General features: G+C 70.5%; 19 protein-coding genes. 2 read left to right on the top strand and 17 right to left on the bottom strand.

Going from position 1 to position 23,210, the window contains the following annotated elements:
* Positions 1-257: 257 nt before the first annotated feature.
* The 15 genes from BKH20_RS03470 to BKH20_RS03400 form a co-directional block, all read right to left on the bottom strand.
* A complete protein-coding gene (locus tag BKH20_RS03470) occupies positions 258-1,931 on the bottom strand; it encodes an alpha/beta hydrolase (protein ID WP_256693014.1) in 1,674 nt (557 codons plus the stop codon).
* Between the two features lie 54 nt (positions 1,932-1,985).
* The gene (locus BKH20_RS03465) at positions 1,986-2,570 is read right to left on the bottom strand and encodes a hypothetical protein (RefSeq protein ID WP_070659403.1); all 585 of its coding nucleotides are present in this window, start codon (positions 2,568-2,570) and stop codon (positions 1,986-1,988) included.
* A 117-nt stretch (positions 2,571-2,687) separates the two neighbouring features.
* Positions 2,688-3,938 carry a DNA polymerase III subunit delta' gene (locus BKH20_RS03460; protein WP_070659401.1) on the bottom strand — a complete coding sequence of 417 codons (1,251 nt, stop codon included), beginning with the start codon at positions 3,936-3,938 and terminating at the stop codon, positions 2,688-2,690.
* Positions 3,935-4,723, bottom strand: a complete 789-nt coding sequence (tmk, locus tag BKH20_RS03455; RefSeq protein ID WP_070659449.1) for a dTMP kinase — start codon at positions 4,721-4,723, stop codon at positions 3,935-3,937. Before tmk ends, BKH20_RS03460 begins: the two co-directional genes overlap by 4 nt.
* A 140-nt stretch (positions 4,724-4,863) precedes the next feature.
* Positions 4,864-5,598 (bottom strand): ABC-2 transporter permease, encoded by a 735-nt coding sequence (locus BKH20_RS03450; RefSeq protein WP_070659399.1) that lies wholly within the window; start codon positions 5,596-5,598, stop codon positions 4,864-4,866.
* On the bottom strand, positions 5,595-6,308 hold the full coding sequence (locus tag BKH20_RS03445) for an ABC-2 transporter permease (protein ID WP_070659397.1): 714 nt from the start codon (positions 6,306-6,308) through the stop codon (positions 5,595-5,597). The genes BKH20_RS03450 and BKH20_RS03445 overlap by 4 nt, the downstream gene beginning before the upstream one ends.
* On the bottom strand, positions 6,301-7,128 hold the full coding sequence (locus BKH20_RS03440) for an ABC transporter ATP-binding protein (protein ID WP_075389943.1): 828 nt from the start codon (positions 7,126-7,128) through the stop codon (positions 6,301-6,303). Before BKH20_RS03440 ends, BKH20_RS03445 begins: the two co-directional genes overlap by 8 nt.
* Entirely contained in the window at positions 7,125-7,517 is a 393-nt protein-coding gene (locus BKH20_RS03435; RefSeq protein WP_070659393.1) for a GntR family transcriptional regulator, read from the bottom strand. The genes BKH20_RS03440 and BKH20_RS03435 overlap by 4 nt, the downstream gene beginning before the upstream one ends.
* A 98-nt stretch (positions 7,518-7,615) precedes the next feature.
* A complete protein-coding gene (locus tag BKH20_RS03430; protein WP_075389942.1) occupies positions 7,616-8,869 on the bottom strand; it encodes an OmpA family protein in 1,254 nt (417 codons plus the stop codon).
* 119 nt (positions 8,870-8,988) lie between these two features.
* Positions 8,989-10,209 carry a sensor histidine kinase gene (locus BKH20_RS03425; RefSeq protein WP_256693013.1) on the bottom strand — a complete coding sequence of 407 codons (1,221 nt, stop codon included), beginning with the start codon at positions 10,207-10,209 and terminating at the stop codon, positions 8,989-8,991.
* The gene (locus tag BKH20_RS03420) at positions 10,206-10,934 is read right to left on the bottom strand and encodes a response regulator transcription factor (protein ID WP_070659389.1); all 729 of its coding nucleotides are present in this window, start codon (positions 10,932-10,934) and stop codon (positions 10,206-10,208) included. Before BKH20_RS03420 ends, BKH20_RS03425 begins: the two co-directional genes overlap by 4 nt.
* A gap of 7 nt (positions 10,935-10,941) precedes the next feature.
* Positions 10,942-11,559, bottom strand: coding sequence for a DUF3060 domain-containing protein (locus BKH20_RS03415; protein WP_070659387.1), 618 nt, complete (start codon positions 11,557-11,559; stop codon positions 10,942-10,944).
* A gap of 303 nt (positions 11,560-11,862) precedes the next feature.
* Positions 11,863-14,790 carry a type I DNA topoisomerase gene (gene topA / locus BKH20_RS03410; protein WP_075389941.1) on the bottom strand — a complete coding sequence of 976 codons (2,928 nt, stop codon included), beginning with the start codon at positions 14,788-14,790 and terminating at the stop codon, positions 11,863-11,865.
* A gap of 221 nt (positions 14,791-15,011) precedes the next feature.
* Entirely contained in the window at positions 15,012-16,346 is a 1,335-nt protein-coding gene (locus tag BKH20_RS03405) for a diguanylate cyclase (RefSeq protein WP_075389940.1), read from the bottom strand.
* A 168-nt stretch (positions 16,347-16,514) separates the two neighbouring features.
* Positions 16,515-17,867 carry a PAS domain S-box protein gene (locus BKH20_RS03400; protein WP_075371100.1) on the bottom strand — a complete coding sequence of 451 codons (1,353 nt, stop codon included), beginning with the start codon at positions 17,865-17,867 and terminating at the stop codon, positions 16,515-16,517.
* A gap of 292 nt (positions 17,868-18,159) precedes the next feature.
* Here BKH20_RS03400 and BKH20_RS03395 point away from each other — a divergent pair, with 292 nt between their 5' ends.
* Both BKH20_RS03395 and BKH20_RS03390 read left to right on the top strand, forming a co-directional pair.
* Entirely contained in the window at positions 18,160-18,906 is a 747-nt protein-coding gene (locus tag BKH20_RS03395; protein WP_075371099.1) for a response regulator transcription factor, read from the top strand.
* 10 nt (positions 18,907-18,916) lie between these two features.
* Complete coding sequence (locus BKH20_RS03390; RefSeq protein WP_178388540.1) at positions 18,917-20,617, top strand: sensor histidine kinase; 1,701 nt, start codon at positions 18,917-18,919, stop codon at positions 20,615-20,617.
* A gap of 124 nt (positions 20,618-20,741) precedes the next feature.
* Here the strand turns inward: BKH20_RS03390 and BKH20_RS03385 are convergent, their stop codons facing one another.
* Together BKH20_RS03385 and BKH20_RS03380 are read right to left on the bottom strand one after the other, a co-directional pair.
* Positions 20,742-21,725: a phosphatase PAP2 family protein gene (locus BKH20_RS03385; protein ID WP_075389939.1), complete on the bottom strand. Its 984-nt coding sequence runs from the start codon at positions 21,723-21,725 to the stop codon at positions 20,742-20,744.
* A 68-nt stretch (positions 21,726-21,793) separates the two neighbouring features.
* Entirely contained in the window at positions 21,794-23,149 is a 1,356-nt protein-coding gene (locus tag BKH20_RS03380) for a class C sortase (protein WP_075389938.1), read from the bottom strand.
* Positions 23,150-23,210: the final 61 nt, after the last annotated feature.

Here is a 23,210-nt window from a genome sequence, read left to right as displayed (position 1 = left end):
CACCCCAGCGGACACCCGACGACGCCCTGGAGCGACTCGTCGCGGACCAGATAATTCATTCACGCTATTTTTCATAAACGTTATATTACAAACAGTAAACGGAACCTGTCCGCGTCATGGGCAGGCATGTGAGAGCAGAGAAGAACCGTGGTTGGGGCGTCTGTCTCCAGCGCCCCAACCACGGTGATGAGTACCCGCGGCACTCCTTGACGATCCTCAGTGGAGAGCCGGCAGGAGGGTGGCGGTTCCTTGAGGACTCACTGCGTGCCGTGGCACGTCAACCCCTTCTTGGGCATGGTGCCGGTGAGCAGGTAGGTGTCGACCGCCTTGGTGACGCAGGGGCCGTGCCCGGAGTTCGCGTAGGCCGTGTGCCCATTGCCCTCCCAGGTGAGGAGCTGGCCGGAGTCCAGCTGATCGGCCAGGGCCACGGCCCACTCGTGCGGAGTGGCCGGGTCGCCGGTCGTCCCGATCACGAGGATCGGCGCGGCCCCCTTGGCGTGGAGCGCCTTGGGCGGCTGGGTGCCGGTGTGCCCCCAGGCCTGGCAGCCGAGGTCACCGGCCTCCGCGATAGTGGCGAAGCGGGGGGCGATCCTCTCCAGCTCCTCACTCTGCGCCTTCCAGGTGGCCATGTCGCCCTCGACCCGGTAGTCCAGGCAGTTGGTGCCGATCATCGCACCGGTGCTGACCACGGGCTGAGCGTCGAGCCGGCTCAGTATCGTCCTGAAGATCGAGGCGTCGTGCTCGTTGATGACCTGCGCCAGGGCCTCATTGCCAGTCCCCCAGGAAGTCTCCGGAGAATAGAGCAGAAGCGAGATCACCTGCTTCATGTCCTCGCCTGTCACCGGACGGTTCGGGTCCGAGGAGGGCACGGGCGACTGGTTGGCCGAGGCGAAGACGTCTCCGATCTGCTTGACGCCCGCGTCGGTGTCACCGGTGAGGGGGCAGTTCTGTCTCGACTGGCACCAGGCGACATAGTTGCGCAGCGCCCGTTCGAAGCCCAGGGCCTGCCCCTGCCTGCGCTCGTTGTAGGTCAGGCTGGGGTCCAGGGCGCCGTCGAGGACCATGCGGCCGGTGTTGGCGGGGAAGAGCTCGGCGTAGGTCGCCCCCAGGTAGGTGCCGTAGGAGAAGCCCGTGTAGTTGAGCTTCTGGTCCCCGGACAGGGCCCGTAGGACATCAAGATCCCGGGCCACCGAGACGGTGTCCACATGGTCGAGCAGCTCGGCAGGCTTGGTGTTCGCCGCACAGCTGGCCTCGAACTGCTTGAACTGCGCGGAGATGGCGGCGGCTCGCTGCTCGAATGCCGTGGCGCCGTCTCCGGCAGTGACCGGGGCGGCCTCCGCCATCGCCGTCACCTCAGTGTCGGAGGTGCAGGTGATGGCGGTGGAGGAGCCGACGCCGCGGGGGTCGAAGCCGATGATGTCGTAGGCCTTCTGCACGCCGGCGAAGGTCGAGGTTGCCATCGTGCTGACGGCCTCCACCCCGGATCCACCGGGGCCACCGGGGTTGATGAAGAGGGTGCCCTGGCGCACCGAGCCGGTGGCCAGGTGCTTCTTCATCGCGATCTCAATGGTCTGACCGCCCGGCTGGGAGTAGTCCAGCGGCACCTTGACCTTGGCGCACTGAAAACCGGTCTTGTCATCCGACTTCTCCACCCCGGCAGTGGCCACGCAGTCGTACCACTCGACCTTCTGACCGTAAAAGGACTCCAGCCCCTTGGGCACTGCCGCCTTGGACGACGCAGCCGGGGCCGGCCCCGCGGCGGGCACCGCAGCAGCAGGAACCGCACCGGCCCCCACCCCCAGGCACACACCCGCCACAGCCGCCAGCACCCCAGCGGACACCCGACGGCGTCGAAGGCCACCGGAGCCTCTCGCCTCGTCCACGCCCGCGGGCGAGGACCGATAAGGCCGATTCTTGGGAGGATGCTTCATTCTCGTTTCCATGAGCAGCATCATATGAACTGACCAGCCGGTGCATGGTCCCTCTCAGGGATGAGATGGGCCGTTGCCCTCTCCCCCGCGAGTGCCGTTGCCCTCCGGGTCCTCGGCGGGCACCAGCCCCCAGGAGGCGGCCCAGGCCCAGAGCCGATCGAGCTCGTCCTCCATGAGGTAGCGAGCCCTGGGCTCGGTGAGTGCCCGAGTGGTCATTCCTCCCAGCACCACCGTGCCCGCCTCGCTGCGCACTGTCGCCTGCACGCTCGGGCCCGCGCCAGCGATGCGTCGAGCGGAGCGAGTCTCCCGGGTGATGTCGAAGTCGTTCCGGGAGCCGGGCCAGGCGAGGTCGTAGGAGCGCAGCAGCGTCCTGCTGTGGATGCCGCTCCGGTCGAAGACGGTCCGCGGCCGCAGGGTCAGGTAGCCCATGAGGAGGCACAGTGTCGCCGCGGCGAGGCAGGCGAGCATCCCCCGCAACTGCCCATAGGTCATGATCGCCAGCCCGGTGGCCAGCCCCAGCAGGCCGACGGCGATGAGTCCCCAGGCGATGACCCGCTCCTGCGGGCTCGATCTGCGGATGATCGGCTCGAACCGAGCGGCGTGGCCGCCGCCCTCGGCCCCGGACTGTGTCACGGTCATGTCACGACTCTTGCACACCCGGCCGCGGCCGTCCTGGTTTTGGAGGTCGCGGCGGCAGTGGTCCGGGCCCGACGACGCGACCTCATGCCCCGCCGCGGGTCGGGCGGGGCGGGGGACTCACCTTCCTTCGGCCTGGGGGCGCAGCTGCACCATGAGGGCCTCGACGGCCAGCAGGGGGGCTGCGTTGGAGCGCAGGCGACTGCGGCACTCCTCGATGGCGGCGATGCGGGCCAGGGACTGCTCGGGGCTCGTCGTGCGGGCGGCCTGGTCGACGGCCTCGGACAGGTCGAGGTTGACGCGCTCGACGTCGCTGCCCATCTGGGTGGTCAGGACGTCACGGTAGAAGGACAGCAGGTCGATCATGGCCCGGTCCAGCACGTCGGTGCGGGCGCGCTTGGCGCGGCGCTTCTGGTCCTCCTCGAGCTGGCGGATCTGGGCGCGCAGGGCCGCTGGGATCTTCCCGTCGCTCTCCAGGCCGAGGGCGCGGGTGAGCTCGGCCTTCTCGCGGGCGTCGCGCTCGGCGGTGGCCTCCTTGGCCTCGGACTCGGCGGCCTCCACCAGGGAGGCGGCGGCCAGGACGGCGTCGCCGACGCTGCGCAGGGAGACCGGGGCGAGCAGGAGGCGGCGGCGCCGGTCCCAGGCGCCGGCGTCGGTGGCCAGGTGGCGGGCGAGCCCGATATGCGACTGGCTGGCGCGGGCGGCTCGGGCGGCCAGCTCGGGGTCGGCGCCGTCGCGGCGCACGAGGAGCTCGGCGACGGCGTCGGCCGGCGGGATCCGCAGCGTCACCAGGCGGCAGCGGGAGCGGATGGTGGGCAGGACGTCGTCGGCACTGGGGGTGCACAGCAGCCAGACGGTCTGGGGCGGGGGCTCCTCGATGGACTTGAGCAGGACGTTGGTGGTGCGCTCGGCCATGCGGTCGGCGTCCTCGACGAGGATGACGCGCCAGCGCCCGGTCCAGGGGCGGCGTTGGGCCTCACCGATGAGGGTCTTGACCTCCTCCATGGTGATGATGAGCTTCTCGGTGGCCAGGCGCACGACGTCGGGGTGGGAGCCGGCCATGACGTCGCGGCAGGGCTTGCACTGCCCGCAGCCGGGCACGGGGCCGGTGCACTGCAGGGCGGCGGCGAAGGCGCGGGCGGCGTTCGAGCGGCCCGATCCGGGCGGGCCGGTCACGAGCCAGGCGTGGGTCATGGCGAGCCCGGCCGACGCCGCTGTTGAGCCGGCTCCTCCGTCTCGTGCCGCCTCGGGGGCCAGACCGGCGGCGGTCTGCGCCTCCCGCTGCTGGGCGGCCTGGCGGGCGGCCCTGGCTGCGGCGGTAAAGGCGGCCACGGCGCTCTCCTGGCCGACGACGTCCTCCCACACGCTCATGAGCCCGCCTCCTCGCCCGATCCTGCGGCGCGGCGGCGGGCGGCGGCCTCCACGAAGGCCTCCAGGCCCAGGAGCACGCCCTGGTGGGCCCCGCCGTGGGCGAGGTGCGCGCCACGGCGGCGTACGGCGACGACAGCGGCCTCGATGACGTCGTCGGCCACCTGGTCGACGGACCGGTCGGCGTCGACGACGACGAAGCGCTCCGGCTCGGCCCGGGCCAGGGCGAGGAACTGCTGGCGCAGGGCGGCGCGGAAGGCGTCCCCCTCCTGCTCGAGGCGGTCCTTGGCGCCGCGGCCGGTGGTGCGCCGCTCGGCCAGGCCGGGGTCGCCGTCGAGCAGGATGGTCAGGTCCGGCAGGAGCCCCTCGGTGGCCCACAGGGACAGGTCGCGGACCTCCTGGGGGCCGAGCGAGCGGGCCGCGCCCTGGTAGGCGACGGAGGAGTCGAGGTAGCGGTCGGTCAGGACGACGGCGCCGCGCTCGAGGGCGGGCCGCACGCGGGTGGCGATGTGGTGGGCGCGGTCGGCGGCGTACAGGAGGGCCTCGGCGCGCGGGGCGACGTGCCCGCCGTGCAGGAGGAGGCGACGAATCTCGACGCCGAGCTCCGTGCCGCCCGGTTCGCGGGTGAGGATGTGGTCCACGTCCGCTGCGGTCAGCAGGTCGGCGAGGATGCGGATCTGCGTCGTCTTGCCGACGCCGTCTCCTCCTTCGAAGGAGATGAACAGACCGGGGCCGGGCGTGGGCGGGACGGGGGCGCCGGGAGCAGCGGGCGGGGCAGCGGTGGTCACAGGCCCAGGGTAACGGCCCGCGGGGAAGACCCCGGGAGTCCCTGCCATTCACCACCGGGGCGCACTGGGTGAGGCGACGTCCTGATCCGTGGAACGGCGTCGTTGCTGGCCACCACCACTGACGCTCTCGGGCGATCCTCTCAGTGGTCCTGGCGCCCATACCAGTGAACGGCTACCGCCAGGGAGGCACCCAGGAGGACAGGGCAGGCCAGGGCAGCCAGGACCGCGGGTACCGGCTCGCGCAGTACCTCGGCCACGGGCCCTGCCAGCAGCGGGGTGCCGCCATAGAGGGCGCCGGCTCCCGCTCCCAGGCACAGCCCCCACACCCGCAGGGCCCTCTCCGGAGCCAGGCACAGGAACAGGGGCAGTCCGAGGGCCACGGACAGGCAGATGACGACTATGCCGGCCATGAGTCCGCCCCAGTCACCGGTGAGAGCGGCCACCGGCACGTAGACCAGACAGGACAGGAGCGCCAGGGCGAGCACCTCGACCCAGCGGGCACCGACCAGCTCGCTGCGCCGCAGCGGCAGCGCCCCGTGGAGGCGCACCATGCGGTGAGCGGCCTCGACAGCACCCTGGGAGTACTGGGCGCACAGTCCCAGGGCGACCGTCATCATCACCGTCGCCTGTAGACGGCCGACCAGGACGTCCATAGTGATGAACAGCGCCAGTGGCAGCAACAGGAGCAGCAACAGGAGCAGCAGCAGACGACGACGCAAAACGATGAGGTCGAGTCGCAGCACCGCCTCCACCCTGGCGAGCGTCATCCCACCGCCACCCTCGGGGCCGGACTGCCCAGCCGGCGTGGCCCCTGCAATGCCCCACCTACTATTCGGCGCCGCCCCCGTCGTCGTCCCCGTCATCGTGGCGCTCACTGGTCCTGCTTGAGGTAGAGGCGGTGGCTCAGCACCCACAGGCCGATGAGGGCGCCGGCCCCCAGGGCCAGGAGCAGGCTGCGTCCCGTCATCGTCCCCAGTACAAGGTCTCGGACCGGCCCGAAGCTGAGCACCAGCACACCCAACGCCCCCAGGACCACGATCGCAATCACCCAGATGAACAGGCCACGCACCTGCCCGAAGTGCAGCAACACAGGAATTCCCAGGGCCTGGCCCGTGATGAGGACGAGGGGGAGGATGAGCAGCTGACCTGGGTGCACGCCCATAGGGAGACCCATGACGGCGTAGAGGGCCGAGGCGGCCAGGAGGGATAGCACAGCGACTGCCCAGTAGGAGTTGACGACGTCGGCCCGGGAGACGGGCAGGGAAGCCAACAGACGGTTGATGCCGGAGCGCTCGACCATCACTCCCGATAGGCCCCCAACCAGGGCAGCCCCCGCGAGGAATCCGCTGACCAGGGCGATGTTTCCGGAGACGATGCTGACGGCGCCGACGATGAGGAGAAGGCCGAGGAGGGTGGGCAGGGGAGCCCGCAGGCTCAGGAGGTGCAACCGCACCAGGGAGAGCACCCGACCGACTCGCCCGGGCCCGCCCGCGGCGCCTCTCATCGTCGCACCGTCCGGCGCCTCGGCGGCTGCGGCTGCCTCGGCGGGGTACTCACGTCGATTCGTGGTCATGAGGTCATTCACGGCCCGCCTCCTTGGCGATGTGCACGGCGAGGTCCTCGATGGTGGGGGCCTCGACGACGATGTGCTCGGCCAGTGCCTCGGCGGCGTCGGCCGGCATCATGGCCTCCCATCCCAGCGACGTGCTGCGCAGCCCGAGGCCGGCCTGGCGCACGGCGTCAGTCAGGTGCTCGGGGGTACCGCGCACGAGTCGGAAGGAGTCGAGGATCTCCTCAGCCGTGCCATTGGCCACGACCCTGCCTCGGCTGAGGATGACCAGGTAGTCGGCCAACCGATCGAGGTCGGAGGTGATGTGGGTGGAGAACAGGATGGTGCGACCCTCCTCCACCATGAACTGGGCGAGCATGTCCACCATCTCGGTGCGGGCCAGAGGATCCAGCCCGCCGGTGGGCTCATCGAGGATGAGCAGCTCGGGATCGTGGGCCAGGGCCACCGCCATCTGCAGGCGCATGCCCATGCCTCGGCTGAGTTCCTTGACCTTCTTGGTGGGGGCCAGTCCCGCAGCCTGGAGCTCGGCGTCGTAGCGTTCCTGGGACCAGGTGGGGAAGAAGCGCCCGATGCCACGGCCCAGGTCCTTCAGGCGCCATTCGGGATGGTAAGGCGGGGCGTCGAAGACGACGCCGATGCGCTCATGGCCCATAGTGGTGGCCGAGCCGGAATCGGGGTGGATCATGCCCAGGGCGGCTTTGATGGTGGTGGTCTTCCCCGAGCCGTTGGCCCCGACGAAGCCCGTCACGTATCCGGCGGGGACGGAGAAGGTGACGTCGATGAGGCTGAAGTCCGGGTAGTGCTTGGTCAGGTGGGAGATCTCGACGGGGTTCACTGCTTGTCCTTAGAGGTGGCGATGATGGTCTGCAGCATGGTGTGGAGCTCCTCGTCGCTGAGCTGGGCCAGGCGAGCGCGCTCCACGGCGCGGTCGAGGTGCTCCTCGACCTCCCGCAGCACCTGTTCGCGCACCAGCTCGGAGTCCCGGGGCAGGACGAAGTAGCCCTTGCCGGGAACGTTGGCCAGGAAACCTTCGGCGACGAGGTCGGAGTAGGCGCGGGTGGTGGTGATGACGCTGACGCGCAGGTCCCGGGCCAGAGCCCGGATTGAGGGCAGCATCTCGTCAGCCTCCACCTGGCCTGTCAGGATCGCGTCCCTGACCTGCTGGGCGATCTGCTCGTAGATGGGAACTCCTGCCGTGTTGGACAGGACGACCGAGAGCGACACAGCAACTCCTTCTGTACATACACACTATAGACAGTATGTGCACGGGGGAGTCAAGTGCTTCTCCACCTGCGGCTGCGCCAGCCCCCTGGTCGGATGGCTCAGAAGGCCGGGACGAAGACCTCGACACGGCGGTTGAGGCGGCGACCGCCGGGGTTGTCGGAGCCGTCGGGGTTCTCGTTGGGGGCCACCGGCTTGGTCTCGCCGTAGCCGACGGCCTCCAGGTCGGCGGCCACGCCGTCGGCCTTCAGGGCGCTTGAGACGGCCTGCGCCCGCTGCTCGGAGAGCTTCTGGTTGAAGGCGTCGTCGGAGACGGAGTCGGTGTGGCCCTGGACCTGAACCTTGGGGGCCTTGGAGTCCTTGAGGACGGTGGCCAGGTTAGTCAGAGTGGTCGAGGCCTCGCCGCGCAGGTCGGATGAGCCGAAGTCGAACAGGACACTGTCCTCCAGGGTGATGACGGTGCCGCAGGACTGCACGGGCTTGGCGGCGTCGATGGAGGGGAAGGTGCCGACCTTGCCGGCCTTGGGGACGGGTTTGGCCGAGATCGTGGAGCCGTTGACGACGGCGGTGCCGTCACCGTTGTTGGTGATGGAGACCTTGCCGTCGGAGTAGGTGCCCGAGCCGTTGCCGTCGTTGGTGATGGAGACCTCGCCGCGGTTGTAGGTGCCCGAGCCCTTACCGTCGAGGGTGATGGACTCTCCGGTGGTGGAGTCGTTGTAGGTCCCCGAGCCGTCACCGTTGACGGTGACCGAGAGGTGGTCGTCGTTGTAGGTGCCCGAGCCGTCACCGTTGACGGTGATGGAGACCTTGCCGTCGGAGTAGGTGCCTGAGCCGTCCCCGTTGTTGGTGATGGAGACCTTGCCGTCGTTGAACGTCCCCGAGCCGTCCCCGTTGTTGGTGACCGAGGTGGCTCCCGAGCTCGCGGTCATGGAGCCGTCGCCGCCAAGGACCGTGGAGCCGGAGACGAGCGAGCCACTCGCGTCGCAGCGGGCGGGCCTGACGGTGATGCCGGGCTGGGAGGTGATGGAGCGTGTCAGGTCCGGGGTGAAGGCGCCGGTGGACTGGGTGAGCAGGCTGAGGTCGGGCAGGGAGATCATGGGGATCGGGGGGATCTGTCCGGGCTCGTAGCCGGCGACGGCCTGCCCAGTGGAGCCGGAGGTTCCCGTCGCCGGGGAGGAGGCAGGGGCCTGGGCGCTTCCCGCGGAGCCGGCGGAGTCCGAGGCGGCCTGACTGGCCTGGGTCTGCTGACCCTGAGCCTGCGAGGACGAGCCGCCTCCGATGGACAGGGAGCAGCCGCTCAGTGCGAGGGCGGCGATGAGGGAGAGGGAGGGCAGGGAGATGAGTGCTTTCGTCATGCCCGGAACGTTACTGGGCCGTTGTCGCCGCCCGGTTCCCGCCCTGTCGCAGGACTGCGACGGGGACCTGACGGGTTGATGGCGGGCTCGTCGGACTCAGCCGCCGGCGCACCATGCGGTCACGGCGTATCCGCTGGGCCCGCGACGGGCAGGCTCAGCCAGACCCGGGTTCCCACGCCCTCACGAGAGGCCATGCGCACGCTGCCGCCGTGGCGGCGCACAATCGTGGACACCAGTGCCAGACCCAGCCCCGAGCCCGGCAGGCCCCGGGCGTTGCCGGCCCGGGCCAGCTCACTCCACACGGCCGGCAGGTCCGCCTGCGGCACCCCGATCCCGGTGTCGGCCACCTCGATGGTGACGGTTCCGGACTCCTCCCGACCGCGCACCTCCACGGTCCCGCCGGGCGAGGTGTACTTCGAGGCGTTGGAGATGACGTTGTAGACGGCCGAGTACAGCAGGTCGCCGTCGCCGCGCACATGCGACAGCGGCCACGGCACCTGCGGCAGATCCAGGCGGATCTTGGGCCCGCCGCCACGCGCCGTCCCCTCCTCGCCGACCGCCTGGGCGGCGTCGTGGACGGTCTCGGCGATATCGACGTCCTCCAGTGAGAGGGTGGCCGTTTCCAGGTCGGCCAGCTTGCGCAGATCCGTCACCAAGCGCCCCATGCGGCGGGCCTGGGCGTCGACGACGTCGACCCGGGCCTGCAGCTCGTGGGGCGGGGCCTGCGGCAGGTCGGCGACGGCGGCCCGCACCGCCGTGAGCGGGTTCTTCAGCTCGTGGTCCAGCCGGCGCAAGAACTGCTGGTGACGGGACCACGCCTCCTCCTGGGCCTGACGTCGGCCCCGCTGCTCGGCCAGGCGCAGCCTGCGGCGGATCACCGTCGCGGCCAGGGCGAGCAGCAGCACAGCGATCCCGAACTCCGCCACCACCAGCGGCACCGCCGTCGAGATGACCACCGGGGCCAGTCCGAAGGCCGCGTAGGAGACCGCCGCCGCGACGGCCACGACCGCCACCGCCAGCGCCCATCCGATCCAGGTGGCCCGCCGGGGCTTCTGCGTCGCGGGTTCCAGATGTGTCAGGGCGGCTTCGGCAGCGGCCCCGGCCGAGGGATCGACCGGCCGGGGCTCGGCCACCGGCTGCTGCCGGCCCGCCGCCGGGTCGCCCGCCATCGGGTAGACGGCCGGCTGCGCAGCCGGCGCCCCGGGCCGGGTGACCGGCATGGTGCGCGGACCACCCGTGTCCACCGCCGGCCCCAGGAAGCTGGTGCGGCCGTCCTGTGCGGGCGCCGCGCGCGGCGGAACCGAGGGCGGCAGCTGCGGCGGCGTCGGCGGCCGGCTCATGCCCGGACCTCGGCCCGGAAGCGGTAGCCGACGGAGGGGACCGTCTCGATGTAGGTGGGGTGGGCGGCGTCATCCCCCAGGGCCTGGCGGATTTCGCGGACACGGTGATCGACGGCGCGCGTGGAGGTGGCGAAGTCGATGCCCCACAGGGAGGCCAGCAGGGCATCACGGGTGTGGAGCTCACCGGGATGGCTCATGAGGTAGTCCAGGAGCATCGTGGCCTTCGGGGTGAGCGTCACCTCGCGCCCCGACAGGGTCACCCGACGCGAGGTCCGCTCCAGGACGAGCTCCCCAGACATGAGCCGGGAGGCGGAGGTCAGCGGCTGGGCCACGCCACGGGTGCGGCGCAGCACCGCGCGGATCCGGGAGGCGAGCTCGGCGGGGTCGAAGGGCTTGGACAGGTAGTCGTCGGCGCCGTCATCGAGGGCCGAGACCCGCTCGTAGGAGGCGTCCACCTGGGTGAGCAGGATGATGGGGGTCCAGGCCCCACCGGCCCTGACCCGCCGCACCAGCTCGCGCCCGTCCATCCTGGGCATGAGGACGTCGGAGACAATGATGTCCACCTGGTAGGAGGCCAGGATGTCCAGGGCCTCCAACCCGTCCGAGGCGAGCAGGACCCGGTACCCGCCGCGCTCCAGGTAAGGGCCCAGGGAGCGGCGGATGGGGGCCTCGTCGTCGACGAGCAGGACGGTGGCGGACGGAGCCGGTGCGGCGGGCTGGGTCACGGCAGTCTCACTGGGAGAGCTTCCCGGTGGTGTTGTTGGCACCGCCGTCCTGGATCGTCGGGTCATCACCCAGCCAGTGGACGGTGACGTTGGAGCCCTGAATGGTGAGGTGGTCGATGTCGCGGGCGTAGACGGTGACGTTGGAGCCCTGAACGATGAGGTTGTCGACGTCCTCCGCGGCGATCTTGACGTCAGAGCCCTGGACGGTCAGCGTGTCGAGGTCACCGACCAGGTTGAGGGCCGCCCCAGCTCCCTGGACGGTGTACGCACCGGAGACCTCGGTGCGCTGACCCGTGCTCTGGATGTCCTTCCAGGTGGGGTCCGTGATGGGGGCGTCGTCGCCGTCCTTGTCATCGTCGTGATCGCCGTCCTTGCTGCTGGGGGCCGTGGAGGCCTGAGCCGAGCCGCCCGAGGAGGTCTGGGAGTCGGCCGTCGCGGCCCCCTTGGCATCGGCCTTGGACGAGTTCTTGGAGTCGGCGCTCTGCGAGTCCTTCTGCTCAGCCTGGGCGGCCGGCGTGCTGGAGTCCCCGGAGCCGGAGCCGTTGACGGACAAGGAGCAGGCGCCCAGGGTCAGGGACAGGGCCAGGGCGGCGGTACCGGCGAGAACGATCTTGGGCAGACGCATGACGGGTTCCTCTCAGGAATCATGGGGGATGTTGTACACAAGATACAATACCGGCCAGTTGTCCCCTCCTCGTCGCAGTGCTGTCGCAGAGCTGCGACACGGGCCGCGATGATGATCACGAGCACCGGGCTTGCACAGACGGGGGCATTCTGCGCCGTCGGGGACAGGAATCCGATCCCCGGACGCGTGGACTGTCCCCGGCCAAGGCTTGCGACGGCAACCGGCGGCAGTGGCCGGCGACGGCGGCGGTCAGCAACAGCGGCCCGCACCGACGCCGCACGTCCACAGCACCGCCGCGGCCCCTCAGCCCTCCTTCGAGGCGGCCGCCTTGCTCGACGCCGTCTTGGCAGTGGCCTTCTTGGCGGCGGTCTTCTTGGTGGCAGCCTTCTTCGTCGTCGTCTTCTTGGTGGCGGTCTTACGGGTGGTGCGCTTCTTGGCCGGGCCCTTGGCGCGCTTGTCCGCCAGCAGCTCGAAGGCCCGCTCAGCGCTGATAGTGGCCGGGTCCTCGCCGCGGGGCACGGTGACGTTGGTCTGCCCGTCAGTGATGTAGGGACCGAAGCGGCCGTCCTTGATGACCACCGGCTTGTCAGTGGCCGGGTCCTGGCCCAGCTCGCGCAGCGGTCCGCGGGCGGCCGCCTGTCCTCGACGCCGCTTGGGCTGGGCGAAGATCTCCAGGGCCTGCTCCAGGGCGACGGTGAAGATCTGCTCCTCGGTCTCCAGGGAGCGCGAGTCCGTGCCCTTCTTGAGGTAGGGCCCGTAGCGGCCGTTCTGGGCGGTGATGTCCTCCCCCGACTCCGGGTCCTGCCCGACGACGCGCGGCAGGCTCAGCAGGTCCAGGGCCTGCTTCAGGGTCACGGTGGACAGGTCCATGGAGCGCAGGAGGCTGGCGGTACGGGGCTTGGGCTTGGCGGCCTTCGCGGTCTTCTTCGCCTTCGTCGATTTGGCCATCTTCGCAGTCGTTGCTGCCTTCGCCGTCTCCGCCCCGGCCGTCTCCTCCGGCTCGGGCAGGACCTCGGTGACATAGGGGCCGTAGCGGCCGTCCTTGGCGATGATGACGTGCCCGCTGACCGGGTCGACGCCGAGCTCGCGGCCGTCGTCAGCGGCGCGGGTGAAGAGCTCTCGGGCCTTGTCAACGCTCAGCTCGTCGGGGGCGAGGTCGGCCGGCACGTTGGCGCGCTTGCCCTCGGCGTCCTCCAGGTAGGGGCCGTAGCGCCCCACGCGCAGGGTGATGCCCTCGCCGATGTCGATGGAGTTGACGGCGCGGGCGTCGATCTCACCGAGATTGTCCACCAGGCCCTTGAGCCCCTGGGCGCGCAGCGCGGCGGCCGCGGCGTCGAGCTCACCCGAGGCGGCCTGGGCGGCCTCCGGGGCGCCGGCACCCCCCTGACCGTTGTAGAAGCGCCGCAGCCAGGCGACCCGGTCCTCCTCGCCGGCGGCGATCCGGTCCAGGTCGCGCTCCATGGAGGCGGTGAAGTCGTAGTCGACGAGCTCGGTGAAGTTCTCCTCCAGCAGCCGCGTGACGGCGAAGGCGAGCCAGGTCGGCACCAGGGCCTGGCCGCGGTGGTCGACGTAGCCGCGGTCGGAGATGGTGGACATGGTGGCCGCGTACGTCGAGGGACGGCCGATCTCCCGCTCCTCAAGGGCCTTGACCAGGGAGGCCTCGGTGTAGCGCGGCGGCGGCGTGGTCTCGTGGCCGGAGGCCTCGGCGCCCAGGGCGGCCAGCTCCTGGCCGGCGATCATCGCGGGCAGGCGCACGTCCTTGGAGTCCTTGGCGGCGGCGCCGGCGTCGTCCTGGTAGCGCTCGGCGTCGCGCCCCTCCTCATAGGCGGCCAGGAAGCCGCGGAAGGTGATGACGGTGCCCGACGCCGTCAGACCGGCCGTGGAGAAGGTGGGGCCGGAGTCGCGCGACTCGCCGGTCGCGGGCGTCAGCGGCACCTCGACGGTCACCGTGGCGGTCGAGCCGACGGCGTCGGCCATCTGGGAGGCCACGGTCCGCTTCCAGATGAGCTCGTAGAGGCGGAACTGGGCGCCGGTGAGCTCGCCGGAGACCTGCGCGGGGGTGCGGAAGTGGTCGCCGGCGGGTCGGATCGCCTCGTGGGCCTCCTGGGCGCCCTTGGACTTGGAGGCGTAGACGCGGGGGCGCTCGGGGACGTACTCGGCCCCGTAGAGCTCGGCCACCTGCGAGCGGGCCGCGGCCACGGCCTGGCCGGACAGGACCGTGGAGTCGGTGCGCATGTAGGTGATGAAGCCGTTCTCGTAGAGGCCCTGCGCCACACGCATGGTCTCGCGCGGGTTCATGCGCAGCTTGCGGGAGGCCTCCTGCTGGAGGGTGGAGGTGGTGAAGGGGGCGGCCGGGCGGCGCTTGTAGGGCTTGTCCTCCACGCCGACCACGCGGGGCTCGCCCCGGCCGATGGCCTCGGCCACGGCGGTGGCCCCCACCTGGTGGAGGTGGACGGTGGAGGCCTTGAGCGCGGCGGGGCGCAGCTGGCCGTCGTCGTTGAAGTCGCGGCCGGTGGCCACGCGCCGCCCGTCGAGGGTGACGAGCCGGGCGGTGAAGGAGGCCTCCTGGCGGGCAGTGACGTCCACGGCGGACAGGACGGTGGAGAAGGTGGCCTCCACCCCCCAGTAGGAGGCGGAGCGGAAGGCCATGCGCTCGCGCTCGCGCTCGACGACGAGGCGGGTGGCCACTGACTGGACTCTCCCGGCGGACAGGCCGGCGCGGACCTTGCGCCACAGGACCGGGCTGACCTCGTAGCCCACGAGACGGTCCAGGATGCGGCGGGTCTCCTGGGCGTCAACGAGGTGGATGTCCAGCTCGCGGGTGTTGTCCAGGGCGCGGGTGACGGCCTCGCGGGTGATCTCGGTGAAGACCATGCGGCGCACCGGCACCTTGGGCTTGAGGACCTGCTGGAGGTGCCAGGCGATGGCCTCGCCCTCGCGGTCGTCGTCGGTGGCCAGGTAGAGCTCGTCGGCCTCCTTGAGGGCCTTCTTGAGCTGGGCGACCGTCTTCTTCTTGTCGGGGTTGACGACGTAGTAGGGGGTGAAGTCGTCCTCGACGTCGACCGCGAACTTCCCGTAGGGCCCCTTCTTCATGGTGGCGGGCAGCTCGGAGGGCTGCGGCAGGTCGCGGATGTGCCCCACGGAGGCCTCGACGTCGAACTCCGGACCCAGGTAGCCGGCAATGGAGCGCACCTTGTTGGGGGACTCCACGATGACGAGCTTGGTGGACACGTAAAGCCTTCCTCACGGGTGGTGCGCGGCTGGCCGCGGCTGGCGGGTCTGCGGGTGGTTGTCGGCAGGTCCCGGCGGTCTCCCCGTGATCGTGACGATCCGGGCGATCCGGGGCCCTGACGAGGGGGACGGAGGGAGACGGCTCGCACCGGCTCCCAGCCGACTGTAACGCACCACCCACCTTTTCCAACCAGGCAGTGTCCGGAAGAACGACTTTCGTCTCAGATGGGCTCGGCCAGGGCGCCGCGCACGGCCGCCAGGCGCTGAGCGGCGACGTTCTCGTCGTAGGGCAGGTGCAGCCCGCGGCACTCGGCGGCCAGCTCGGCCAAGGAGCGGACCTCGGGGAATCCGCGGGAGGTGAGCTGGGCGACCTCGTCGATGATCGGCGAGCCCGAGGAGCCGGCCCCGCCGCCGCGCAGATCCACCCACTGCCCCAGGCGCCGGGCCGCCCGGTCCAGGCTGGAGGTCACGGTGCGCAGGGCGTCATTGAGCTGGGCGACCTGGCCGCTGACGGTCTGCAGCACGGGGCCCAGGCCGCGGAAGCCGGACTCCAGCGCCTCACACAGGTCCGTCAGGGAGTGCACGGCGTCCACCTCGGTGCCATCGAGGATGGACTGCGCGAAGCACCCCACCATGAGGGTGAGCAGGCGCATGAGGGCCACCGAGAAGCGCAGCTCGGTGACCGACTGGTGCAGGACCTTGAGCCGCGAGGGCAGTGCGTTCAGCTCCGCGCCCGCGACGCCGGTGAGCTCGGTGATGCGCTCGCTGAGCATGAGCACCTTGGTCTGGGCGCTGTCGCCGACGTCGTGGGAGACCAGCTGGCCGATGCGCCCCACCCGCGCCTCCACCGCCCGGGCCGAGTCGTGGGTGGCCTCCATGGTGGTGATGAGGCGCAGGTACTCGTCGAGCTCGAAGACCAGGGCATCGGTGTCCTTCTCCATGGCGGCCGTCGCGTTGAGGATCCGGGCCACGGCGCCCAGCCCCTCGGGGGCGGCCGCAGGGACACGCACCCCGGCGGCCACCAGGGCGGCCACCTCGCGCGGCAGGGTCACCAGCGTCATGTCGTGCAGGGAGGGGAAGCCCAGGGCCGCCAGCTCCGCGGCCAGCTCGCGACCACCGAACTCGCCGAGCTGGTGGCGCGAGGCGCCCCGGGCCTGAAGGTCGCGCTCCTTGGCGCGCACCCGGCGGTAGACCTCCTCGACCCGCTCCCTGGTCGCAGTGTCCATCGGCTTGATCCGCACCGACAGGTACCCCTGGCGCAGCGGCACGATGGTGGCAAAGACCCGGTAGTCCAGGCCGTCCACGGCACGGTTGGTGATGTACCCGCAGGCTGGGCGCCGAGTCTGCAGATCGTCCCAGATGAGACGGAACAGACCCGCCGGCATGTCCAGGTGACGAATGATGTTGTGCGGAGCCCCGATGAGACGCTCGCGCGAGTAACGCGACAGCGTATCGAACGTCCGGTTTGTGTTCTGAATGACGCCTTTGAGATCCGTGGTGGAAAAGAAGATGTCCTGCGGATCGAACAAACGCTCGTAACCGACCTGCGACTCCATGGTGCTTTCCTTCAAAGTGAATAATTCGCGGGAGCACCTCGCCGAGGACTCTTTCCTTAGCTCCTCACACAGTGCCGAGAAGAACCTAGTGACACGCGCGGACCCGCGGAAGACAATTTATGACATTGTCACCAATAAGGTGGGACCTATCTTGTGGATTATCGCCAACTACTCCCCCAGGTGACTCAGGGTCTCGCGGACCGTCGCCACCCGCTGACGGATGACGGGTTCGTCCAAGGTCACAACGACGCCGCGGACCTTGGCGGCCAGCTCGGCCAGTGAGGCCGTCTCCGGGAAGCCCTGTTCACCCACGGCGACGGCCTCACTCAGGGCGGCCTCGGCGTCGACGCCCTCGACGAGCGCCTGAGCCCCCTCGTCCTGAAGAGCGCGGATCCAGCGCTGGAAGGGCCGCTTGACGCGGTCGAGGTTGCTGACCACGGAGCGAAGGTCACCCTCCAGGCGCTCAGCCAGGTTCGCCGCCTCCTGGCAGGAGGGCACGAGCTCTTCCAGGTCGGAGAGCATCGCCTCGGCGAGGTCGCCGATGGCGTCGGCGGACTCCCCCTCCTGGCCGTCCAGGACGGCGGCGGCGAAGATGCCGGCCATGAGGGTGTGCAGACGCATCATCGAGCTGCGGAAGCGCACCTCGGAGGCCGCCTCGTAGAGCGCCACGAGGGAGGAGTTGAGCTGGCGCAGCACCTCGACGGCCTGAGCCCCGCGCTCCTTGACACGCTCGGAGACGGTGGGCACGGAGGACTCGGCGTCGAGGCTGGTCACCTCCCCCATAAGGGAGCCCACGCGGTCGGCCCGGTCAATGACCGAGCGCACCCCTCCGGCCCAGGAGCCCAGGCCGTTGATGAGCTCCTGGTACTCGCCGAGCTGGAAGATGAGCTTGTCGGTGTCCCGCTCGATGGCGGCGACGGCCTGCAGGACGGCGGACATGGGATCGTCCGACTCGGCGCGCGGCGGCACCCGCACGCCCTCGACGACCAGCAGGGCCAGCTCGCGCGGCAGGGCGGCCCGGGCGAAGTTGTGCAGGTCGTGGTACTGAAGCTTCGCGAGCTCCTCGGTCAGCAGCGCGGCCCCGTGCTCGGCGACCTCCCGGCGCCCGTGGCCCTCCTCGGCGTAGGCGCGCTCGGCGGCGCGCACGCGGGCGTAGATCTCCTTGACGGGCGTGAACATGGCGTGGTTGGTCGGGCGCACGCGCACAGACAGGTAGCCGTCGGCCAGCGGGGCGATCGTGGCGAAGACCCAGTAGTCCCGCCCGTCCTTGGCCCGGTTGAGCACGTAGACGCAGGAGGAGCGTCCCTGCTCGAGCTCATCCCACATGAGCTTGAAGGCACCGGCGGGCATGTCATCGTGCCGGATGATGTTGTGCGGAGAGCCGACGAGCTCCTCGGAGCTGTAACGGGACAGCGAGTTGAAGACCCGGTTGGTCCTGCGAATGACACCCTTGGTATCCGTCGTCGAGAAGAACAGGTCCTCGGCACCGAAGCGGCGCTCGTTGCCATCGACGTATTCCATGACTCTCCTGCTGTTGCTGTATGAGGGAAATGATGTCGACGCCGGCTCACCGACGGCGACACACCGGATGAGGGACGGCGGAGATACCACTTGGCCGCCCTCCGGGAGGCTACGCTACGTAGTAACGTTCTGGTGCACGCGAATGTGGAGATCAACAACCAAGACGCATGACCGCTTAAGCATGTCACAGCACTCGCGTCGCCATGTCTCCGTTCGGTCTCAGATCGGTAACACAGTCGAGACACAGGTCGTCCTGTGGTCGAGCACAGCACCTTCCTGTTGAATAGACGACGTGACTAACGCCCCCACCGAGAACCTCACCCGCGCCGACGGCACCCCCCTACGCGTCCTGGTCGTCGACGACGAGCAGATGCTCGCCGACCTGCTCGCCTCCGCCCTGCGTTACGAGGGCTGGGAGGTCACCACCGCCGGGACCGGGATCGCAGCCGTCCGGTCCGCCCAGGAGATCGACCCCGACGTCATCGTCCTGGACATCATGCTGCCCGACTTCGACGGCCTGGAGGTGATGCGCCGGGTGCGCGGCCACCGCCCGAACGTGCCGGTCCTGTTCCTGACGGCCAAGGACGCCGTCGAGGACCGGGTGGCCGGACTGACCGCCGGAGGCGACGACTACGTCACCAAGCCCTTCTCCCTGGAGGAGGTCGTGGCCCGGCTGCGCGCCCTGCTACGCCGCTCCGGGGCCAGTGAGGAGAAGCAGGCCTCCCTGCTGGAGGTCGGGGACCTGCGCATGGACGAGGACTCCCACGAGGTCTGGCGCGGCGAGGACGAGATCCAGCTGACCGCCACCGAGTTCGAGCTGCTGCGCTACCTCATGCGCAACCCCCGCCGGGTCCTGTCTAAGCCGCAGATCCTGGACCGGGTGTGGAACTACGACTTCGGCGGGCAGGCCAATATCGTCGAGCTCTACATCTCCTACCTGCGCCGCAAGATCGACAAGGGCCGCGAGCCCATGATCCACACGATGCGCGGCGTCGGATACGTCCTCAAGCCGGCCGCCGGCACGGATGAGCGCAACTGAGCGCCCGCAGATGTCCCAGCAGCCGGCACCAACCGGGCGGCGGATGGGCCTGCGCTCATGGCGGCCCGGCCCGCTCCCGAGGCCTCCTCGCAGTCTGCGCACTCGGCTGGTGGTCGGGGTGCTCGGGCTGGTCCTGGTCATGGCGGCGGTCATGAGCGCCTTCTCCACCGTCAGCCTGCGCCACACGCTCATGGCACGCACGGACAGCCAGCTGATGGCGGCCGCCCAGCGCGCCGCCGACAAGCGCCACGACCTGACGCAGGAGGCCAGGAAGGCCTCCGAGGAGGCGGCCCAGGAGGGCGCGGACAAACCGGACGACCAGCCCGACGGGGCCGGCGGGGCCGACGGGGCCGACGGCGGACCCGGCAAGGAGGGGGTCCCTCCGGGCCTCGACGCCGCCGGGCAGTCGACCGGGACCCTGACGCTCATTACTCCGCAGACGTCGTCCTCCGGCGGTGAGACCAGTGAGACCGCCGCCTACATCGACAAGAACGGCCACTACGCGGCCATCTCCAAGGAGGACTGCCGGCTGCTGCTGTCCCAGGCCACGGAGGACCACCCAGTTACCGTGCACCTGCACCACCTGGGCAGCTACCGGGTGGTGGCCACCCGTGACGAGGCCTCGGGCAGCACGGTCATCACCGGACTCTCCCTGGAGGGGGACAAGGCCCTCATCCGCACCCAGCTGCTCATCGAGCTGGCGGTGGCCCTGGTGGGTGCCCTCGTGGTGGCCCTGGCCGGGCGGACCATGGTGCGCTCCTCCCTGGCGCCCCTGGAGCGGGTGGCCCGCACCGCGCAGCGCGTGGCCTCTCAGCCGCTGGAGCGCGGCGAGGTGAGCATCGAGGACCGCGTGGAGAAGGCGGACCTGGACTCCTCGGCCGAGGTCGGGCAGGTCGGCGGCGCCCTCAACACGCTGCTGGGGCACGTGGAGTCCGCCCTGGCTGCGCGCCAGCGCTCGGAGACGCAGGTGCGCCAGTTCGTGGCCGACGCCTCCCATGAGCTGCGCACGCCGCTGGCCTCGATCCGAGGCTACACCGAGCTCATCCGCCGGGAGGGGGCCGACGCCGACCTGCCGGAGGAGGCCACCTACGCCCTGGAGCGCGTGCACTCCGAGTCGGTGCGGATGACGGCGCTCGTCGAGGACCTGCTGCTGCTGGCCCGCCTGGACGCCGGGCGCGAACTGCGCCGTGAGGAGGTGGACCTGGTCGGGCTCCTGGTGGACACGGTGGTCGACGCCCGTGCGGCCGGCCCCGACCACGACTGGCAGCTGGATCTGGCCGTCCTGGAGCCGCCGGCCGACGCCACGCCGGAGGAGGCCGAGGACTTCCTGCCCGAGCCTCCGCTGGTCATCGGCGATGAGGCCCGCCTGCGTCAGGTCGTCGTCAACCTCCTGGCCAACGCCCGGGTCCACACGCCGGCCGGCAGCCATGTGACCACGACGCTGGCCCGCGAGGGCGACACGCTCATCGTGCGCATCCACGACGACGGCCCGGGTATCGCTCCCGATGTGCGCGACCGGCTCTTCGAACGCTTCGCCCGGGGCGACTCCTCGCGCGAGCGGCGCACCGGCTCCACGGGCCTGGGCATGTCGATCGCGCTGGCCATCGTCCAGTCCCACGGCGGGAGCATCGACGTCGACTCCTCCACCGCGCCCGAGGACCACGGGACCACCTTCAGCGTCAGGCTCCCGGCCGCGGCCGTCAAGGAGTAGGACCGCCACGTAGGCCGCCGTCGCGTTCGTACCTTATGCCGCGCGTTCGGGGGTTCAGGGTACGAACGCGAGGGCTACCCTACGAACGCGAGGCGCACACGTACCCGACGGCGCCGGGTAGGCGTCAGTCGCGGTGGCGGGCCTCGTGCTTGCGGCGGGTGCGGCCCCAGTCGGTCAGCGAGACGAGTGCGGACAGGGCCAGGCAGGTGACGCCGACGACGGCCACTGACCCGGTGGCGTAGGCGCCGAAGAGCTGCCAGCGCGTCTCCGGGACGTCCAGGTGCCACCACACCCAGGCCCCCAGGCCGAGCGCCCCCAGGGTGCACACGATGCCGGCAGCGGCCATGAGAATATTGCCGACGAGCTGGTACCACAGGCGCGGCCCGGCGGCCGTCACCGGGATCGTCCCCACGGTGGTCAGTCCGGGCACCTCACCGGAGCCCTCCTCCCCGGTTCCCTCGCGCAGGGACCAGGGGGCGCGCCAGGCCCCGCCGGCCACGGCGAGGGCGCCCCAGGCGACGGGCACGAGGATCCCGGCCAGGACGTCTGAGGGGCGGTGCCACTGGCACACGAGGGTGGAGTAGCCCATGGCGATGGTGAACAGTGCCCCGGCCCAGGCCGACAGCGGCCGCCAGCGCCGCCCGGACAGCAGGATGAGGGCGACCGCGGCGGAGGCCGCCATGGTGGTGTGCCCCGATGGCAGGGTGTTGGCGTTGTCCCAGCGCTCGGTGATGTTGAAGTCGGGCCGCCACAGGATTCGGTACTTGAGGATCTGGGTGGTCAGGTTGGCGCCGGCCACGGCGACGACGGCCCACACGGCGCGCCGGTGGCTGCGGCGCAGCAGGCCGATGACGAGGATCGTCACCACCAGGACGACCGCCGCCGGCATGGACACGACCGACAGGAGCCTGCGGGCGTGGGCGCTCACGTAGTGCGCCCCGATCTCCGAGCCCTCCAGGGCCATGGCGTCAAGGACCTGACCGGTGTGGGTGAACACGAACAGTCCCCACAGGCCGAGCGTCGCCGCCAGGCAGGACAGGGCCAGCAGGCCCCCGCGCAGGCGCAGCTGCCCCAGGGAGCGGGAGGACTGCGACTGGTAGGAGGCCACCGGCCGATCGTAGGTTCTTGCACGCACCAACCAACAGGACGTCAGCAGCGATTCCTGTGCGGGACTGCTCACGACTCGCGCGCCTCCAGGTCACTGAACGGGTCCTCCCCCTGGTCGCCCGCGGCCGCGGTGATCGGCCCGTAGGGGGAGGCAGTCCCCGGGTCCGGCTGCTCGGCGGGCGCAGACGCCGGGGCCTGAGAGGCCTCGTTTCCAGCAGTCTCCCCGGCAGCGGCCGATGGGCCGAGGGCCTCGAGCTCACTGGTCTGGTCGGTGAACTGCGCATCGGCACCGGCGGAGCCGACGACGTCCTGCAGGTGACGTCCGGGCCAGTGCTTCGCCGCACCGACGTCGGCCGCGTCGTCACTGCGGCTGCCCTCGCGGGCGGCTGAGTCCTTGACGGCCCGCCCGTTGGCGCCCCGGGCGCGCCGACGACGCATCCACCACAGACGCACGAGGATTCCGACGACGACCGCCAGGATGACGGCGACGGCCACGATGATGGCCTTCATCCAGGTCTGCATGGGGGCGGGCAGGGCCTTGGCCTCCTCGGCCGCAGCGGCCGTGGGGTCCATGGGGACACGCTCACCGGTGACCAGGAGGCGGTGGGAGTTGACGCCGTAGGGCGTGCAGGTGATGAGGGTGACGAGGTCGCGCCCGGGGACCTTGCGCAGGGAGTCGGTCTCCTCGGGCTTGACGACGGTGATGTCGTTGACCTCGTACTTGAGGGTCTGGCCCAGGGAGGAGACGTAGAAGACGTCGCCCTTCTTGAGCTGGTTGAGGTTGTCGAACATGGTCGCGGTGGACAGCCCGGTGTGACCGGTGAGGACCGCGTGGGTGGAGGGGCCGCCGATCGGCAGGCTCGTGCCGAACAGGTGCCCGATTCCCTCCGTCAGGGTGCGGCTGTCGGTGCCGTGGTAGACGGGCAGGCTCACGTGGATGGAGGGGATGACGATCCGGGCCATGACCGGGTCGATGTCCATCTCGTGGAGGTAGGCCTGGTACTGGGGGGTGTCGGGGCGCTGCGACTCGAGCCAGGGGTCGAGGATCGGCGCGCTCTCCAGGTTGTTGTTGTAGGTCTCGGCGGAGGCGCGCTCCTTGGCGACGGTGTCCGGGCCTGCCGCCTCGACGGAGGCGGTGTACATCTTGGCCAGGCGCTGCTGCTCGTCGTTGTTGTGCTGGGTCGCCATGACCGGGTAGAGGAGGACGGCGACGCCGACCAGCACCAGGACCAGCGGGAGCCAGGTCAGGAGGCGCTCACGCAGGACCTTGCGGCGGGCCGCCTTCTTCGGGTCGATGTCCGCAGAGTCTGGGCTGTCCGGGCCGTCCGGGCCGGGCTGCGGGGCCGCGGAGTCGGGATCCCCCTGGGCCTGGTTCATGCGGGACTGGGCGATGCGGTCACGAAGTGATGGGAGTGGCGCTGTCACGAAGAACCTTGCCTTCCTGCGTCGGGTTGTCTGCGCAGTTCGCTGCGAGAGACGGTTGGGG

The organism is Actinomyces oris (assembly GCF_001937445.1).
In the GTDB taxonomy this organism is placed as follows: Bacteria; Actinomycetota; Actinomycetes; order Actinomycetales; family Actinomycetaceae; genus Actinomyces; species Actinomyces acetigenes.
This window is presented reverse-complemented; position numbering and strand designations above follow the sequence as displayed.

Coding starts and splice junctions, on each gene's coding strand:
- BKH20_RS03470 (WP_256693014.1), bottom strand. CDS start 1,931: ATGAAGCATCCTCCCAAGAATCGGCCTTATCGGTCCTCGCCCGCGGGC.
- BKH20_RS03390 (WP_178388540.1), top strand. CDS start 18,917: ATGTCCCAGCAGCCGGCACCAACCGGGCGGCGGATGGGCCTGCGCTCA.
- BKH20_RS03415 (WP_070659387.1), bottom strand. CDS start 11,559: ATGCGTCTGCCCAAGATCGTTCTCGCCGGTACCGCCGCCCTGGCCCTG.
- BKH20_RS03405 (WP_075389940.1), bottom strand. CDS start 16,346: ATGGAGTCGCAGGTCGGTTACGAGCGTTTGTTCGATCCGCAGGACATC.
- BKH20_RS03460 (WP_070659401.1), bottom strand. CDS start 3,938: ATGAGCGTGTGGGAGGACGTCGTCGGCCAGGAGAGCGCCGTGGCCGCC.
- BKH20_RS03430 (WP_075389942.1), bottom strand. CDS start 8,869: ATGACGAAAGCACTCATCTCCCTGCCCTCCCTCTCCCTCATCGCCGCC.
- BKH20_RS03400 (WP_075371100.1), bottom strand. CDS start 17,867: ATGGAATACGTCGATGGCAACGAGCGCCGCTTCGGTGCCGAGGACCTG.
- BKH20_RS03465 (WP_070659403.1), bottom strand. CDS start 2,570: ATGACCGTGACACAGTCCGGGGCCGAGGGCGGCGGCCACGCCGCTCGG.
- BKH20_RS03425 (WP_256693013.1), bottom strand. CDS start 10,209: ATGAGCCGGCCGCCGACGCCGCCGCAGCTGCCGCCCTCGGTTCCGCCG.